Origin of the sequence: Bacillus sp. FSL R5-0439 (assembly GCF_038008805.1) — a bacterium.
GTDB lineage: Bacteria > Bacillota > Bacilli > Bacillales > Bacillaceae > Bacillus > Bacillus safensis.
In genome coordinates this window covers 1,399,102-1,415,784 of record NZ_JBBOZW010000001.1, presented here as the reverse complement: position 1 = coordinate 1,415,784, position 16,683 = coordinate 1,399,102, and the positions used below count along the sequence as shown (strand labels likewise).

Here is a 16,683-nt window from a genome sequence, read left to right as displayed (position 1 = left end):
GAAAAACCCCCACCTGGTTTATCCAGATGGGGGTTTTTTATTTCAGCCAATAAAGAATAATCATCATGGCGTATCCTATACCAAATGCGATACTTGCTCGATATAACAGCTTGCCATAGTAGCGCTTTTCAAATTTTCTTCTTTCTTCCTTTTCATCTATATATGGCATGAGATCAGGAGTTTGTATAAGGGTTATTGGCTCTTTCATTTCGTGATAAAGGTGTTGGCATCTCTCGCAGGATTGTAAGTGCTCTGCAACAATTTTATTTGTTTCTGCACTTGTGTCCCCCTCTATATAAAGTGGTAACATTTCTTCAATCAAATAACAGCTCATTTATTGAACTCCTCACAATGTAGCATTCGCTTCAGCTCTAATCTGGCTCGATGAAGGGTTGTTTTGACTTTAGATAAAGTCCAATTCAAAATTTCAGCTACTTCTTCATATGACAATTCTTGAATATCTCTTAAAATGAGGACCTCCCGGTAGGAATCCTTCAGCTGATAAATATGATGCCACAGCCTTTCTATATCAGCTTGTTTTTCAATGTGATCTTCTGGTGTCGTGAACGACTGCTGCTCTAAGAAATCCATTTCCTCTACGTTCGTAAAAGTCCATTTTACTTTTCGGCGATAATCATTCACAAATGTGTGATACGCAATGGTATAAAGCCATGTTTTCATACTTGAATGTCCCTTAAAGGAGGACAACCCATGCAGTGCCTTCATAAATACGTCCTGTGCAAGGTCCTTGGCTGTTTCCATATTTCCCGTCCGGCGATATAAATATTTAGTGATTTCCTGAAAATATTCTTGATAGATTTTTTCAATTTGCTCTGCTGGTTTGGACATCAAAAATAAAACCACACAGTCATCCAAATCGATAAAACGATAAAAAAGAAGTATAACGAGTAAATAAACCCTTTCATGCGTTTTAACTCGTCATAGTCCTTCTGACCTTCCATCGGCGCTGAGGGCTGCTTTTCACCCGTGACCGCATGCTGAAATTGCTGTTCGTGTGCCTTCATCCAGCTAGCTGCCTCGTCTCCCAGATCCCCTTCTTGATACAGTTCATATAAGTCTTGAAAGATGGCTTGTTTTTCTTTATCTGTCAAAACGATGCACCTCTTTTGTTCGTCCATTCACTTCATAGATTTTATGCTCATTTGATCCGAAGGTTTGTATGATGACAAGCCATGAAATGTCGATGTTCCCTTCTTTGTCGATCATTCTCACAGGTTTTATTTGCTTTTTATAGATCGTATATGGTTTATACCTTTTAAGTACTTGCTGATAGACGTCCTCACGATCTTGATTAGATACTGCGTGCGGGATAGAAGAAGCAACTTGCACTCTCAACTCAATTCCATCATCCCCTTTAAACAGATTGACGACATGAGAGGAGCGTTTAAATGTATATTGTTTACTTTCACTAGTGCCTATTTCTTTCCTTATGTCTTTTGGTGTTTTCCCTATGATCTTTAACAAATCTTCATCGCTGACGTTCCCTTTTTTCTGTTGAAGAAACGCTTTTGACAGCTTGAAGCTGATGACTTCATTTAATGAGCCATTAAACAGAAACTCCGATTGATCTTTTGTTGTGACCCTCACTTCATGCTGCCAATCAAAATAAAATTCATCAATGCCTGTGATTTGATAAGCTGGCGGCTTGAGGTTTAAATGTTTATAAATACTGTTGATCCTGTTTTTTATCTCCGTTTCTGTTAAATGGATTCCGTCAATATCCTTTAATTGAAAGATGGCGTTTACGTATTGCGCTTGTCGAAGCGTCCCTTTTTCCCAGGTGGCAGACGCTAAACTGTCCTCTTCATTCTGAGACATTTTTGGCAGAAGAAGAACGTTCGTCTCTCCATCCTCTTTTTGTACAGTCAATTGAATGCGATTGAGATCTATTGACCTTCCGCTTCTTTCGAAAAATTCAATGGTCTTTTGCCTATATTCTTTATCGGTCAGTTCCTTTCCCTCTACACGACCTCGATAAGAATATTCGCTTAATTCACCTGTAAACGGAGAAATATTCACTTCATACTGATCATCTGCAAACACGTAATGATAAGGGATAGGCTGATGACTAGCATTTAAATACAGCGATTGATTCTCCGGTACAAACTTTGAAGCGAATGCTTTTGCACTTGCTGCTGATAAAGGGCGATATTCTTCCGAGAAAGTATCTACCAATTCCGTTTTGGTGAATTGGAACATGGTATGAGGGATATTAATAATCGGATTGAGTAATAGCAGAAAAAAGACAGCTATACAACCGGCGCCCCACTGCCTTAATCTCACTTTGTCCCGCAGTAAAGCAGATAACAAATAAATCGTCATAAAGCTTCCTGCTGCTGCCGCTAAAATGACAATCGATTTAAATGTAGATTGAAGTTCATACTTCGAAATAGAAGGATAAAATATATAAAGCAAGGCTGCAAAAATCAAACCATAGAATAAAAGCAATTCCTTCCACTTCCAGTGCCAAAACAAGCGAAAGAAAAGGTGCAGCACCAAAGCGGCAAAGCCAGCCATAAGCAAAATAGTAATCAGATCTCTCCATACTAGATCCATATCACCACTAAGAAAGAACTTTTTGCTTTCAGCAAACACAATAAACACGGTTTGACATAAAGGCAGAAGTAACACAGATAAATCAAAAGCAAAAAACATACCTTTATTTTTTAAATAAGGAAGAGAAATGACATAGTAAAGTGATGCGAGCAAAACATACCCATAAATGAGAAATTGCATGAAATCTGTCAGCACTTCAAATGTTTCGATCGTATACTGTCTAGCTAGGACTTGGTGGATCATTTCAACTGTCATTCCGCCAAGCAGAACAACTCTTAATACGATTCCACCATAAAATACATAACCACTCTTCTTTTCTTTCCATAGCGGAAGTGTCATGAAAAGAACAAATAGTCCAAGTACACACCATTGAATGATGCGGATACTATACTCATTTAAAATAAAATACCTTTCAAAATGGAGCGATAAATCACTAAACAAATCAAACATTGATACACAATCCTTTACATAAAATTAAGGCCTCATTCGTATAGACATTCGCCTTACCAAAAAGTTTCAGGAAAAACAAAAAATCACTTCATTCTCATGAAGTGATTCTGTTTATTTTTTATTTCCGCTTCCTTTTATGTAATCATGCAAGATTTTTTCACAAATGGATCGATTTCCGGCGACTATGCTGTTTTTATCTAGGAACGTAAGACGTTCTCCGTGAATATTTGAGTAAACAGCCCCTACTTCATCAAGCAGTACGCAGCCCGCTGCATAATCCCATGGCGCAAGCCTTAACGTGACATATGCGTCACTTCTGCCGCTTGCAATATAAGCAAGCTCAAGGGCAGCGGATCCAATCGTTCGTGTCCCTCTCACATCACGCACAAGACGGGCAAATGGTTTGGCGTCAAAATAAGGGCTTTCGATCGCCCATGTCGGATTAATCCCCACAATGGCTTTTTCAATTTCCACATCTTTTAATCGAGGGAGCAGGGTATCGTTCATATAAGCTCCTTCTCCTTTGATGGCATGGTAGAGCTCGTCATGAATAACGTCATAAATAAGACCGATTTTCCCAACACCATTTTCAAATATCCCGATTGAAATGGCAAAGTTGCGTTTTTGATGGACAAAGTTCATTGTGCCATCGATCGGATCAATAATCCACACAATCCCATCGAGTGAGGTCACCTCTTCCCCTTGTCCCTCTTCTCCTAAAATGTGATGGTCTGAAAATGTCGACTGTATTTTTTCAATAAAAAAACGCTCTGTTTCTTTATCGATATTCGTGACAAGATCATTTGGATTTGATTTTGTTTCAATTGATAGACCTTCCTGCATGGACGCTTTAATACGGCTCCCTGCTTCTTTTACCCAGAGCTTTGCAAGACGGTCAATTTCCACCCAGTTTGTCATCAGATTGTAAACCTCTTTTCTATGTAGGACCTATTTGTAATAGCATACTGATATTATGTACGTAAAAGCAAGAAAAAAGCAGCTTCATACAAAAACGAACCGATGAATTGGTTCGTTTTTACCTCACGCTGTTTTACCCTTGAAGCTGCTCCCATTCTTTTCTTAGGCGCTCAAGCTTTCGTTTGCTGCGTTCGATTTGGATGTCATCTTTATGCTCGATGGCTTCATGAAGCGTAGAAAGCTCATAATCAACCTCTAATCTCCACACAGCGATGCGATTCTTCTTCTCCTGCCTATACCCCTGCTTCACGATTTGCTTCATTGGTCAACGCCCCTTCCAGAGAATGATTCATTCCTTGTCAGTTTTCATTGATAAAAAATTCAATCGATAAGAGAAATGGTTCTTGCTTATATCGTATGAAGCGATCGCATAACCGCAACGACATTCTGAAAATTGTGTCTTTACCTATTTATTATGTACCACAAAATTGATGATTTTAAACGCTGCGCCACGACCTTCATAAACTTTGATCTAACGGTGCATCTTTTTTTGAGCTTGACCCAAGCTATGATAAAATATGATCAGCGAAAAGATACAGGAGGCATAACATGAGTGAAATGCGTTTTAGAGATGAAGATTTTGAAACATTCACAGTTGATGGTTTAGATGAACGAATGACTGTATTAAAAGAAAGAGTCCGTCCAAAGCTTGAGGCACTTGGCGAACATTTTGCACCACTTCTTTCTTCTATTACAGGAGACGAAATGTTTGTACACGTTGCAAAGCATGCTAGAAGATCTGTTAACCCGCCAAATGATACGTGGGTTGCTTTTGCAAACAGTAAGCGCGGATACAAAAAACTCCCTCATTTTCAAATCGGGCTTTGGAAAACACATGTCTTTGTCTGGTTTGCACTCATTTATGAATCTCCAGTAAAAGGTGAGTACGGCCAGCTATTTGAAAAGGAGCTAGACACCATCCAGCAGAAAATACCGCAAGATTTTGTTTGGTCTAAAGATCATATGAAACCAGATGTCATGCGTCACAGCGAACTAGATTCCGAACAGCTGAAAACGCTGTTTGAACGTGTTCAAACAGTCAAGAAAGCCGAGCTTCTTTGCGGCATTCAGCTGCCTAGAGAAGAAGTCGTGCAAATGAATAATGAAGAATTCCTCTCGAAAATCGAAAATGCCTTCCGCACATTGACGTATCTATACCGTTTTACACAGAAAGAATCTGTATGAAAAAACGAGCCCTTTTAGGCTCGTTTTTTACATGCGTATAATAGCAGTCTCTTCTGCCTCTCTTGCGGTTTTTACTGCATGATAAGGGGAATACCCGCTTCCCTTTTCAAACGCCGCACAATGCGTTTTTTCCTCTGCTTTTGATGGCACAACCTCTTTAAATCGTTTATAAGCGTCTAATAACTCCTGCTTCGCAATTCCTTTTTCGTAGGCTTTTTCAACAGCCTGAAAAAATGAAATGACCGCAATCTTTTCCTCTGTCGTCCAGTCGACATCCATTGGATATTGATATTCCATTTACTTGTCCCTCACTTTAATACTCATTTCTGATTTGAACTTTTATTATAGCATCTGTTTGATCAGAAACCGATTGATTTTATGCTTTACATTCCGATCAGTTCATAATATAATTCTTTTGTTTTATGCAATGAAATCTGCTGTAATTGGCACAATAATAGCAGGTATTTCGATGAAGGTGGGAAAGCAATTGTCACAACATGATACACCCTTATACACTGGACTAAAAAAACACGCAGCAACCAATCCAGTCCAATTTCACATTCCAGGCCATAAAAAAGGAGCCGGAATGGATCCTGAATTTAGAGCATTCATTGGCGACAATGCATTAAGCATTGACCTCATTAATATAGAACCTCTCGATGATTTACATTCACCTCGAGGGATGATAAAAGAAGCACAGGAGCTTGCTGCTGAAGCCTTCGGTGCTGATCATACGTTTTTCTCTATTCAAGGAACAAGCGGCGCCATCATGACAATGGTGATGACGGTATGCGGACCTGGAGATAAAATTATCGTTCCTCGTAACGTTCATAAATCAATTATGTCCGCGATTGTATTTTCTGGCGCCATTCCTGTTTTTATTCACCCAGAAATAGACAAAGAGCTTGGCATCTCTCACGGTATTACACCTGAATCAGCCAAAAAGGCGCTCACTGAGCATCCAGATGCGAAAGGTTTACTTGTCATTAATCCAACGTATTTTGGTATTTCAGCAGACTTAAAATCAATCGTAGACATTGCCCATTCATTTGCTGTGCCTGTCCTTGTCGATGAAGCACACGGTGTGCATATCCATTTTCATGATGACCTTCCCCTCTCTGCGATGCAGGCAGGTGCCGACATGGCAGCAACAAGTGTCCATAAACTTGGCGGCTCTCTTACGCAAAGCTCTATTTTAAATATGAAGGAAGGGCTTGTTTCAAAAGACCGTGTGCAATCAATTTTGAGTATGCTGACGACAACGTCCACTTCTTATTTGCTCTTAGCATCACTGGATGTCGCTCGAAAACGATTAGCCACTGAAGGAAAGGCACTAGCTGATGAAGCCATTCGTTTGGCTGAATCAGCTAGAAACCGCTTGAATCAAATTGACGGCATTAGCTGCATTGGCAAGGAAATACTCGGTTCAGCTTCTACTTACGATTATGACCCAACGAAATTAATTATCTCCATTAAAGACCTTGGGTTAAACGGACATGATGTCGAAAAATGGCTGAGAGAAAGCTATCGAATTGAAGTAGAGCTCTCTGACCTTTACAATATCTTATGTATCGTAACCCCTGGCGATTCAGATGAGACAATTGATACGCTCGTGACGGCGATGCAGGAAATTGCCGCAGTCTCTACTCGTGATGGCGGCAAACAAGCGGTAACAGAGGTACTGCTGCCTGATATCCCATCGCTTGCTATGACGCCGCGTGACGCCTTTTATGCCACAACAGAAGTCGTTCCTTTTAAGGAAGCAGTCGGCCGCATCACCGCAGAGTTTGTGATGGTATATCCGCCAGGTATTCCAATTTTTATACCAGGTGAAATTATCACAGAAGAAAATATATCGTATATCTTTAAAAATATTGAAATTGGCCTCCCTGTCCAAGGACCTGAAGATTCAACGCTTGAAATGATCCGTGTGATTAAGGAACAAAAACCAATTTTATAAAAAAGAAACATGCAGCCCCAAATGGAGCTGCATGCTTTTTTTATTTATTCAGAGGCTTCATCACAGCAATGACAGTGACCGCACGTTCCGTATAGCGTTGTCACTTTTTCATTTTCAAATTGATCAATGGTTTCATTGCAATCTTGACAAATAATTGTACCCACGTACATTCCCCTTTTCTTCATTCATAGTTTGAAAGCGTTTGATCTATTTCTTATCTCTATAATATGATGTCACATTTAAGTTGTCAACGGTTAATTGTATGACACATTTAATCATTTTTTATAAATATGTGCTTTTTTCTCATCATATTGAGGGAACGTTTCAATTGTATTTTGCTTCATATCAATTCTGTAACAATTGAGTAACAATCGAAAATTGTCAAAAGGGACATGATACACTAGAGTGACTAACAGGGAACAAGCTCCTAAAAATGTTGGGACAACCCCAAATGATTTTGAGGTGAATAGATTGAATTTTATGAGGACACTTCTCATTATATTCCCCATGCTCTTTGTACTTAGTTCATGCTCATTTGCGTATATCATACCGACTCAGACCGACCAAGTCAGTCATATTCAAAAACCGAGAATTCTCTTTTTTACTGATGCAGAAAACCTTGATAAAGAAAGCCCTTATTATGATGCAGTCCTCGATTTAAAGAATGAATACCCTAAGGAAATGTCAAAAATGATTGTGAAAGAAGATCGTAAAGGCTGGAAAAATGAAGTTGATGAACTGCCGGCTATTTTACTTGTCAATGATGAAAAAGTCATCGTGAAGGTTGAAGGAAATGTTCGCAGTAAACAGGAGATCTTATCGCCCTTATGCCATGCTTTAGACCGCGTCAATACAAACTAATGATATTTTCCTTGCACTTATATATAACCATATGAAAAAACCCCTCACCTCATGAGGGGTTTTTCATATGGTGTTCAGGGCGCAAAAAAACCCTCTCCATCAAGGAGAGGGTTTCATAGGTTCATTATTTTACGATGTGGATTGGGCTTCCAATTGCTACTTCAGCCGTTTCCATTGTAATTTCACCTAATGTTGGGTGAGCATGAATTGTCATAGCGATGTCTTCAGCAGTCACTCCAGCTTCAATTGCAAGGCTAAGCTCTGAAATCATATCAGAAGCGCCAACACCTGCGATTTGTGCACCGATAACTAGACCATCCTCTTTACGAGTGATCATTTTCATGAAGCCATCAGTTGCATCAAGAGAAAGTGCACGTCCGTTTGCTGCGAATGGGAATTTCGCTGCAACGATTTCGATTCCTTCTGCTTTTGCTTCTGCTTCAGTGTATCCAACAGTTGCAAGTTCTGGCTCAGAGAATACAACAGCAGGAATACCAAGGTAATCAATTTCAGCTGGCTCTCCAGCGATTGCTTCAGCTGCAATTTTACCTTCGTAAGAAGCCTTGTGTGCAAGTGGTGGTCCATCAACGATGTCACCAATTGCATAGATGTTAGATACGCTTGTACGGCATTGTTTGTCTGTTTTGACAACTCCGCGGTCAGTCAATTCAACACCAACTTGCTCAAGACCAAGCTCATCAGTGTTTGGACGACGACCAACAGTCACAAGTACGTAATCAGCATCAACTGTTTTTTCTTCACCTTTTACTTCGAATGTAACAGTGACACCATCAGATTTTTCTTCAACGCCTTTTGCAAGAGCGTTTGTATGGATTTCAACGTTTCCTTTTTTCTTCAGGTTACGTTTAACCAATGAGCTCATTTGCTTTTCGAAACCTGGAAGGATTTCGTCTCCACCTTCAAGGATCACAACTTCTGTTCCAAAGTTTGCATAAGCAGTACCAAGCTCAGTACCGATGTATCCACCACCGATAACAACTAACTTTTTAGGTACTTCTTTAAGCGCTAAAGCACCAGTTGAGTTGATCACGCGGTCTGTGTATTTAAAAGTAGGCAATTCGATTGGACGAGATCCAGTAGCAAGAATTGCATTTTTGAAAGTGTAAGTCTGTGCTGAATTTTCATCCATTACACGTACAGAGTTGCTGTCTACGAAATAAGCTTCACCTTTAACGATGTCTACTTTATTTCCTTTAAGAAGACCTTGAACTCCACCTGTTAATTTGTTTACAACAGAAGCTTTCCACTCTTGAACTTTTGTGAAATCAACTGTTACGTTTTCAGCTTTGATACCCATGTCTTCAGAATGCTTAGCATTTTCGAAACGATGGCCAGCATTGATTAATGCTTTTGAAGGAATACAACCAACGTTTAGACATACACCGCCAAGTGTTCCTTTTTCAACGATTGTTACTTTTTGTCCAAGCTGTGCAGCACGAATAGCAGCTACATATCCACCAGGACCTGCACCGATGACAAGAGTATCTGTTTCGATTGGGAAATCTCCTACTACCATGACATTACGCCTCCATTAAAATTAATTGTGGATCATTCAATAAACGCTTGATGTGGTTAAGGGCATTTTGCGCAGTAGCTCCGTCAATCATACGGTGGTCAAAGCTTAGGGAAAGAGCTAAGACTGGAGCTGCAACGATTTCGCCATCACGAACAACCGCTTTCTCAGCGATACGGCCAATACCAAGGATCGCTACTTCTGGGTGGTTGATGACTGGAGTAAACCATTGTCCACCAGCAGAACCGATGTTTGTGATTGTGCAAGATGCACCTTTCATTTCAGCTGGAGCCAATTTACCATCACGTGCTTTTGTTGCAAGCTCGTTGATTTCGTTAGACACTTCGAAAATTGCTTTGCGATCTGCATTTTTCACAACTGGAACGAGCAAGCCTTTTTCAGTATCAGCTGCAATTCCGATGTTGTAGTAATGCTTTTGAACAACTTCATCCGTTTTATCATCGATAGAAGTGTTAAGTACTGGGTACTTTTTCAAAGCAGAAGTTAGAGCTTTTACAACGTAAGGCAAGTAAGTTAACTTGATTCCTTGATCAGCTGCAACTTGTTTGAATTGTTTACGATGAGCAACAAGGTTTGTTACATCAACTTCATCCATTAATGTTACGTGAGGAGCTGTATGCTTAGAGTTCACCATTGCTTTCGCGATTGCTTTGCGGATTCCGCTCATTTTCTCGCGAGTTTCTGGGAATTCTCCTTCAAGAACTGGAGCTGCTGCCGCTTTAGGAGCTGCTTCTTCTTTCGCACTTTCAGCTGCTTGAGGTGCTGCTGCTGGGGCTGCAGAACCACCATTAACGAAGCTGTCGATATCTTCTTTTAACACACGTCCGTTTTTACCAGAACCTGCAACTTTGTAAATTTCAACGCCTTTTTCACGAGCATATTTACGTACAGATGGCATAGCGATCACGCGTTTGTTTGGATCAGCATCTACTTGCTCTTGTGCGCCTGCACCAGTTGCTGCTGCCGCTTCTTCTTGTGCTACTTCTTTCTTCTCTGGCTCGTTACCAGCTTCAGCAGTACCTTGTACTTGAGCTTCAGTTTTTGCTTCGCCTTCTTCTTCGCTGCCTTTAAATTGAAGATTTTCGTAACCAGGTGCATCAAACGTAATGATTGTTTGTCCTACAGTTGCAACTGTTCCCTCTTCAACTTTTAATTCTAATACTTTTCCTTTAACAGGTGAAGGAATTTCTACAACTGCTTTATCATTTTGTACCTCTGCTAAAACGTCATCTTCATTGATTTCGTCGTTTGGTTTAACAAACCACTTAACGATCTCACCTTCGTGGATACCTTCTCCGATGTCCGGAAGTTTAAATTCAAATGCCACTGTTTTTCGCCTCCTAGATTTTGTTGAACCCTTGTTGTGTATGTTTACACGGTCATGTAATTGATAAAGGGGAAGAGAAATAAATTCTGTTCCCCTCTGTCATTTAATTAAAATTCAAGAACTTTTTTCGCTGTTTCAAGTACATCTTTATGGTTTGGAAGCCATACGCTCTCAGCTTGAGAGAAAGCAAATACAGTATCAGGTGCAGCTACACGAAGTACTGGTGCTTCCAGGCTAAGGATCGCTCTGTCATTGATTTCAGCTACTACGTTTGCAGCAATACCAGCTTGTTTTTGTGCTTCTTGAACAACGATCGCACGTCCTGTTTTTTCAACAGAAGCGATGATTGTTTCAATATCAAGCGGGCTTACTGTGCGAAGGTCGATAACTTCAGCAGAAACGCCTTCTTTTTCTAGCTCTTCAGCAGCTTTTAGTGATTCGTGAACCATTGCACCGTAAGTGATGATTGAAAGGTCAGTACCTTCACGTTTCACGTCAGCTTTACCGATTTCAATTGTGTACTCTTCTTCAGGAACTTCCTGACGGAAAGAACGATAAAGTTTCATATGCTCAAGGAACACTACAGGATCGTTGTCACGAATTGCAGAAATTAAAAGTCCTTTTGCATCATAAGGTGTTGAAGGAATGACAACCTTGATACCAGGCTGTTGTGCGATAAGACCTTCTAAGCTGTCAGCGTGAAGCTCAGGTGTGTGAACTCCCCCACCGAATGGAGAACGGATTGTCACTGGAGAATGCCAGCGTCCGCCAGAACGGTAACGCATACGAGCCATTTGTCCAGAAACAGAATCTAATACTTCGTAAACGAATCCGAAGAATTGAATTTCCATTACTGGGCGGAATTCTTGTAGTCCAAGGCCAATTGCAAGACCGCCAATACCAGATTCAGCAAGTGGAGTATCGAATACACGATCCTCACCAAACTCTTTTTGCAATCCTTCAGTCGCACGGAATACGCCGCCGTTTTTACCAACGTCTTCTCCGAAAACGAGAACGTTTTCGTCATTTTTCAGTTCTGTGCGTAACGCATCAGTGATCGCTTGAATCATTGTCATTTGCGCCATGGCTTACTTCGACTCCTTCTGTTTGTAAATTTCAAGCTGTTCAACTAAGTTGAATGGTTTCACATCGTACATGTTTTCAATCAAGTCAGTGACTTTTTGCTTAGGCTGTTCGTCAGCTTCTTTGATCGCTTGTTTGATTTGTTCTTTTGCATCTTCGATCACTTTATTCTCTTCTTCTTCAGACCATAGGCCTTTGTTTTCCAAGAATTTGCGGTAGCGTACCAATGGATCTTTTTGCTCCCACTCGTTTTCATCTTCTTTTGTACGATATCTTGTTGGATCGTCACCAGCCATTGTATGTGGGCCGTAACGGAATGTAAGAGTTTCGATTAATGTTGGACCTTCACCATTTACAGCGCGCTCACGAGCTTCAGCAGTTGCTGCATAAACAGCTAATGCATCCATACCGTCAACTTGTACGCCTACGATACCAGCTGCAGCTGCTTTTTGTGCAATTGTTTGTGCAGCAGACTGCTTTTCAACAGGTGTAGAGATCGCATATCTGTTGTTTTGGACAACAAAAATCGCTGGCGCTTTGTAAGCCCCTGCAAAGTTAATACCTTCGTAGAAATCACCTTGTGAAGCTCCACCGTCACCAGTGTAAGTGATTGCAACAGCTTTTTTACCGCGCTTTTTCAAACCAAGAGCTACACCAGCAGCTTGAATGATTTGTGCACCGATAATGATTTGCGGTGAAAGTGCATTCACATCATCAGGCATTTGGTTACCAACAAAGTGTCCGCGAGAGAACAAGAATGCTTTTGTTAGCGGAAGACCATGCCAGATTAATTGTGGTACATCACGATATCCTGGAAGAATGAAATCTTCTTTCTCAAGTGCAAAGTGAGTTGCAAGCTGAGAAGCCTCTTGTCCAGCTGTTGGCGCATAGAAGCCAAGACGTCCTTGACGGTTCAATGAAATTGAACGTTGATCTAATACACGTGTAAACACCATACGGCGCATTAATTCTTTTAATTGGTCATCTGAAAGATCCGGCATTGCCGCTTCGTTTACGACTTCGCCTTTTTCGTTTAAAATTTGAAACGTTTCAAACTGCTTTTTGATGGCATCAAATTGCTTTTTGCTATCAACAATTGCTTTTTTTGTTTTTGCAGCCATTCTAAAGTCACCTCTTCCTTTCTTTTAACAGTCCATTTGTCGTGAATCCATTTATACATACAGATATAGGATAACCCAAAATACTCATATGACTCCTGTATATAATAGCCACTAAGATCGTTGTCGAAACATAGGTTGACCACTCTTTTTTGAGTCCTTCTAACTGTATTAACGATAGTTCACAAAAAACTAATACAACTTCTGTTAACAAGGAATAGTTTACAACAAGAAAAATAGTCCGTCAATTGATTTAACGGCTTTATTTAAATAAATGTATTCGCTTTACTTTTTATGGTGAACTGTATCAATCTGTTTAACAAACAACCTAATCTGTACTAGTATAGAGTGTACTACTGTACTACAATAGAAAATGTTTGTTTTTGTCGAAAAATAAAAAAAGAGCTGTTTTTCAGCTCTTTTTTGACTCTTGTTCTGCTGCTCTATACAAAGCCTTTTTATGATCATTCAATTGATCTGTATATCGATTGAACTTCTTACTTTCTTTTCTGACTTTGCTATATGAACGATTGACGGTCTTCAGCTTAGACTTCAGCTCTTCATATCCTAGATCCTTTTTCTTTAAAGATTGATACAAATGCTGATCTTGTTTCAGCGCCTTTTGATACTCCTTGTATAGCTGATCATATGATGCATATCGTTTCTCGATCGATTTGACTGTTTGATCTGCTTTCTCTTTTAACTCGGCATCTTGCAATCGTGCGGCAGATTCCTTTACCGTATTCAATTCTTTTTTCGATTCATCCATGCTGTCTTTTTCTGTTTTTAAATGTTCTTCTCGTTTCGCTGCCGATGCTAATGCCTGATCAGAAAGGCTTGACACTGTTTTTGTATGGTCCTTTGTTGTTTGAATCATTTTTGTATACAGCTTCTGCTCTTTTTTCTCATAGCTTTGCAGTGTACCTTGCTCTTTTTCGAAGGAAGCTTCTTTTTCACTCATTTTCGTCATCGCATCCTGCATGTCATTGAATGGATTTTGACCTCCGCATCCTGTCAGCAAAAGGGTACATATCCCCGCTAAAGCAGCACCTGCTTTCATGCTTCTTTTCATCTGTCTCATCACAAGGTCCCCCTTTACATCTCCACATACCACTATAATTTTTATAGGCGTTTGTGACAAGGAAAGAGATAAATCTGATGAGACGGAGAAGATTTTTTTCAAGCAATAGGCTCATGACTATACAAATAGTGCATTCATACATAGTTTATATTACACGCTTCGCCTTCACTTATGAAAGGCCGAGTGTATTTCCAAAGGAGGTCAAAAGTATGTCTAATTATAGTCATGGAAGTATGTATGGTGGATACGGCGGTTACGGGTATGGATACGGCGGCGGCTGTTGTTACCCAAGTTATGGCGGTGGATACGGATGCGGATACGGCGGCGGACGTACATTCGCTTTAATCGTTGTGCTTTTCATCCTATTAATCATCGTTGGCGCAGCATTCTTAGGCGGCGGTGGCTGCTGCTAAGGCTGTTTAAGCCTCTGACCGGTCTCAAAGGACCGGTCTTCTTTATTTCATTGCATATGTTGTGTATCATTTTATATACTTTACATACAAAGGAAATAGGAGTGAAGTTTTGTGATTACCATGGATGATATCGTAAGGGACGGACATCCCGTCTTAAGACAAACAGCTGAAGCGGTCGAGCTCCCGCCGACAGAGGAGGAAAAACAGCAATTAGCTGACATGATCGAATTCGTCAAAAACAGTCAGGATGCTGATATTGCTGAAAAATACGGACTAAGACCCGGCGTTGGATTAGCTGCTCCGCAGATCAATATTAGTAAACGGATGATCGCAGTTCATTGTGAGGATGAAGACGGAGAAGAATACAGCTATGCTCTGTTCAACCCGCGTATTGTCAGTCATTCAGTCAAAAGAGCTTATTTAGCTACTGGTGAAGGCTGCTTATCAGTTGATGAAGCCATCCCTGGATTTGTTCCTCGATATCAAAAAATCAGGGTCAAGGCCACAACGCTTGAAGGAGAGGACATTGATATCCGTCTAAAAGGATTCCCTGCTATTGTCTTTCAGCATGAAATTGACCATTTAAATGGCATTATGTTTTATGATCATATTCAAAAGGATCAGCCTTTCGCTGAGCCAGAAAACTCTGTTGCGATCGGCAGATCATAACATAAAAAAGAAGACCCCACATCTAAGGGTCTTCTTTTTTATTCTTCAATAAGGCCAAGATGGGTCACTGCATGGAATATGCCGTCCTCATCTACTGGCTTTGTCACAAAATCAGCCAATGCTTTCAGTTCACTCACAGCATTTCCCATCGCAACGCCTGTTCCAGCAAACGAAATCATTTCTCTATCGTTCAGTCCGTCTCCAAAGGCAATGGTATCCTTTTGATCGTAAGGAAGTCTTTCGATGACTCGTTTGATGCCTTCAGCTTTTGATCCGCCTTTTGGCAGAACATCTGTTGACAGCTCATGCCATCTGACAAGGTCAATCTCATTGTAGAATGCCTTATATTGCTCTTCCTCTTCTGCCTTACAAAATAACAGCATTTGAAAAATGTCGTTTTCTTTAAAGAAAGACAAATCGTGCTCAGGATGCTCTGTTTTTAAAGTACCGATTCCTTCATGGATAAACGGATGGTTCGGCACAGACGCCTTCATCGTTTCTTCTCCCATAAAAACAAGCGGATGATCATGACGATCCGCTGTCTCATAAATCCGCTCCATCAGCTCCTGCTTCAGCGGATTACCGTAAATAACATCTCCCTCATACATGACATACTGACCGTTATAAGCAATGAATGAGTCAAGCCCTAATTCTTCTAAAATGGGCTGAATCAGAAAAGGAGAACGCCCAGATGCAATAAAGAGATGATGACCTTTTTCTTTTAATAAATGAACCGCTCGCTTCGTTGACTCAGGTATATTTTTATCATGGTCATATAAAGTACCGTCGATATCAAAGAAGATGACTTTTTTATTCATATCTCGCCCTCCTGTCCTTTGTTATGTATACACACTCCCTTTCATCATACAGAAAGATTTCCGCTTTCGAAACCAAATCCTTTTGAAAACGCCTATTTTCCCACATATATCCATGTAACATTCATTGGAAACATCATATAATACAAGTATATAGAGAGAGCGGAATACGCTGTTTAAGCTTACTTTAAACCGAAAGGAGGCGGCCTGTGATGCTTCGTCGTCTGCGCAAGAAAATTCGAAGACAATGGAAGGACATGCTTCGTAAAAAATCGATTGCTTAAAGGGATCTTTCGCACATTTGCCGAAGGTCCTTTTTTCTCAGAGACTTTTCTTATGCGCGTTTTTTTAATATAATAGAATAAGCGAGTGTAACATACGGTATTTAAGGAGAGATTTGGATGATATATAAGGTATTTTTTCAGGCAAGTACTACTGAGGTACCTGTAAGAGAACACACAGATTCACTATACGTTGAAGCGGTTTCTGAAAGAGACGTACGCGATAAGTTGAAAAAACATAACTACAACATTGAATTCATTCAGCCTGTAGACGGTGCTTTTTTAGACTATGAACGAGAAAGTGAAAATTTTAAAGTATTGGAGCTATGA

Annotated in this window: 20 protein-coding genes; 6 read left to right on the top strand and 14 right to left on the bottom strand. The window is 40.3% G+C overall.

Features of this window, described 5'->3' with window-relative positions; all coding sequences use genetic code 11:
• Nucleotides 1-37 precede the first annotated feature (37 nt).
• The 6 genes from NST59_RS07165 to NST59_RS07140 all read right to left on the bottom strand — a co-directional run bounded on the left by NST59_RS07165 (nucleotide 38) and on the right by NST59_RS07140 (nucleotide 4,267).
• Entirely contained in the window at nucleotides 38-334 is a 297-nt protein-coding gene (locus tag NST59_RS07165) for an anti-sigma factor family protein (protein WP_058837753.1), read from the bottom strand.
• The gene (locus NST59_RS07160; protein WP_058837801.1) at nucleotides 331-849 is read right to left on the bottom strand and encodes a sigma-70 family RNA polymerase sigma factor; all 519 of its coding nucleotides are present in this window, start codon (nucleotides 847-849) and stop codon (nucleotides 331-333) included. Before NST59_RS07160 ends, NST59_RS07165 begins: the two co-directional genes overlap by 4 nt.
• On the bottom strand, nucleotides 849-1,112 hold the full coding sequence (locus tag NST59_RS07155; RefSeq protein ID WP_058837754.1) for a hypothetical protein: 264 nt from the start codon (nucleotides 1,110-1,112) through the stop codon (nucleotides 849-851). The genes NST59_RS07160 and NST59_RS07155 overlap by 1 nt, the downstream gene beginning before the upstream one ends.
• Nucleotides 1,102-3,027 (bottom strand): hypothetical protein, encoded by a 1,926-nt coding sequence (locus NST59_RS07150; protein WP_341040545.1) that lies wholly within the window; start codon nucleotides 3,025-3,027, stop codon nucleotides 1,102-1,104. The genes NST59_RS07155 and NST59_RS07150 overlap by 11 nt, the downstream gene beginning before the upstream one ends.
• Nucleotides 3,028-3,138: 111 nt before the next feature.
• A complete protein-coding gene (locus NST59_RS07145; RefSeq protein ID WP_039178252.1) occupies nucleotides 3,139-3,945 on the bottom strand; it encodes an inositol monophosphatase family protein in 807 nt (268 codons plus the stop codon).
• Between the two features lie 133 nt (nucleotides 3,946-4,078).
• Nucleotides 4,079-4,267, bottom strand: a complete 189-nt coding sequence (locus NST59_RS07140) for a hypothetical protein (RefSeq protein ID WP_039178243.1) — start codon at nucleotides 4,265-4,267, stop codon at nucleotides 4,079-4,081.
• A 287-nt stretch (nucleotides 4,268-4,554) separates the two neighbouring features.
• Between NST59_RS07140 and NST59_RS07135 the strand changes: the two genes are divergently transcribed.
• Complete coding sequence (locus NST59_RS07135) at nucleotides 4,555-5,190, top strand: DUF1054 domain-containing protein (RefSeq protein ID WP_024426894.1); 636 nt, start codon at nucleotides 4,555-4,557, stop codon at nucleotides 5,188-5,190.
• Between the two features lie 27 nt (nucleotides 5,191-5,217).
• On the opposite strand, the gene NST59_RS07130 is transcribed toward NST59_RS07135, so the two are convergent.
• Nucleotides 5,218-5,487 carry a UPF0223 family protein gene (locus tag NST59_RS07130; RefSeq protein WP_039178240.1) on the bottom strand — a complete coding sequence of 90 codons (270 nt, stop codon included), beginning with the start codon at nucleotides 5,485-5,487 and terminating at the stop codon, nucleotides 5,218-5,220.
• 190 nt (nucleotides 5,488-5,677) lie between these two features.
• Between NST59_RS07130 and NST59_RS07125 the strand changes: the two genes are divergently transcribed.
• On the top strand, nucleotides 5,678-7,150 hold the full coding sequence (locus tag NST59_RS07125; protein WP_144490613.1) for an aminotransferase class I/II-fold pyridoxal phosphate-dependent enzyme: 1,473 nt from the start codon (nucleotides 5,678-5,680) through the stop codon (nucleotides 7,148-7,150).
• A 44-nt stretch (nucleotides 7,151-7,194) separates the two neighbouring features.
• Here NST59_RS07125 and NST59_RS07120 read toward each other — a convergent pair whose 3' ends face one another.
• Nucleotides 7,195-7,314 (bottom strand): GapA-binding peptide SR1P, encoded by a 120-nt coding sequence (locus NST59_RS07120; protein WP_003212464.1) that lies wholly within the window; start codon nucleotides 7,312-7,314, stop codon nucleotides 7,195-7,197.
• 316 nt (nucleotides 7,315-7,630) lie between these two features.
• Here NST59_RS07120 and NST59_RS07115 point away from each other — a divergent pair, with 316 nt between their 5' ends.
• The gene (locus tag NST59_RS07115) at nucleotides 7,631-8,011 is read left to right on the top strand and encodes a hypothetical protein (RefSeq protein WP_224929246.1); all 381 of its coding nucleotides are present in this window, start codon (nucleotides 7,631-7,633) and stop codon (nucleotides 8,009-8,011) included.
• 124 nt (nucleotides 8,012-8,135) lie between these two features.
• Here the strand turns inward: NST59_RS07115 and lpdA are convergent, their stop codons facing one another.
• From lpdA to NST59_RS07090, 5 genes are all read right to left on the bottom strand, one after another.
• Nucleotides 8,136-9,548 carry a dihydrolipoyl dehydrogenase gene (gene lpdA / locus NST59_RS07110; protein WP_039178233.1) on the bottom strand — a complete coding sequence of 471 codons (1,413 nt, stop codon included), beginning with the start codon at nucleotides 9,546-9,548 and terminating at the stop codon, nucleotides 8,136-8,138.
• A gap of 4 nt (nucleotides 9,549-9,552) precedes the next feature.
• Nucleotides 9,553-10,893 carry a dihydrolipoamide acetyltransferase family protein gene (locus tag NST59_RS07105; RefSeq protein WP_039178229.1) on the bottom strand — a complete coding sequence of 447 codons (1,341 nt, stop codon included), beginning with the start codon at nucleotides 10,891-10,893 and terminating at the stop codon, nucleotides 9,553-9,555.
• Nucleotides 10,894-11,000: 107 nt separating this feature from the next.
• Nucleotides 11,001-11,978, bottom strand: a complete 978-nt coding sequence (gene pdhB, locus NST59_RS07100; protein WP_039178226.1) for a pyruvate dehydrogenase complex E1 component subunit beta — start codon at nucleotides 11,976-11,978, stop codon at nucleotides 11,001-11,003.
• A 3-nt stretch (nucleotides 11,979-11,981) separates the two neighbouring features.
• Nucleotides 11,982-13,097 carry a pyruvate dehydrogenase (acetyl-transferring) E1 component subunit alpha gene (gene pdhA / locus NST59_RS07095; protein WP_039178223.1) on the bottom strand — a complete coding sequence of 372 codons (1,116 nt, stop codon included), beginning with the start codon at nucleotides 13,095-13,097 and terminating at the stop codon, nucleotides 11,982-11,984.
• Nucleotides 13,098-13,506: 409 nt separating this feature from the next.
• Nucleotides 13,507-14,175, bottom strand: coding sequence for a YkyA family protein (locus NST59_RS07090; RefSeq protein WP_144490614.1), 669 nt, complete (start codon nucleotides 14,173-14,175; stop codon nucleotides 13,507-13,509).
• Between the two features lie 233 nt (nucleotides 14,176-14,408).
• Between NST59_RS07090 and NST59_RS07085 the strand changes: the two genes are divergently transcribed.
• Nucleotides 14,409-14,588, top strand: coding sequence for a YjcZ family sporulation protein (locus tag NST59_RS07085; protein WP_026050085.1), 180 nt, complete (start codon nucleotides 14,409-14,411; stop codon nucleotides 14,586-14,588).
• A 111-nt stretch (nucleotides 14,589-14,699) separates the two neighbouring features.
• Nucleotides 14,700-15,257, top strand: a complete 558-nt coding sequence (def, locus tag NST59_RS07080; protein ID WP_024424751.1) for a peptide deformylase — start codon at nucleotides 14,700-14,702, stop codon at nucleotides 15,255-15,257.
• A gap of 38 nt (nucleotides 15,258-15,295) precedes the next feature.
• Here def and NST59_RS07075 read toward each other — a convergent pair whose 3' ends face one another.
• Nucleotides 15,296-16,075 (bottom strand): Cof-type HAD-IIB family hydrolase, encoded by a 780-nt coding sequence (locus NST59_RS07075; protein WP_059377010.1) that lies wholly within the window; start codon nucleotides 16,073-16,075, stop codon nucleotides 15,296-15,298.
• 398 nt (nucleotides 16,076-16,473) lie between these two features.
• On the opposite strand from NST59_RS07075, the gene NST59_RS07070 reads away from it, so the two are divergent.
• The gene (locus tag NST59_RS07070; RefSeq protein ID WP_008345114.1) at nucleotides 16,474-16,683 is read left to right on the top strand and encodes a DNA-dependent RNA polymerase subunit epsilon; all 210 of its coding nucleotides are present in this window, start codon (nucleotides 16,474-16,476) and stop codon (nucleotides 16,681-16,683) included.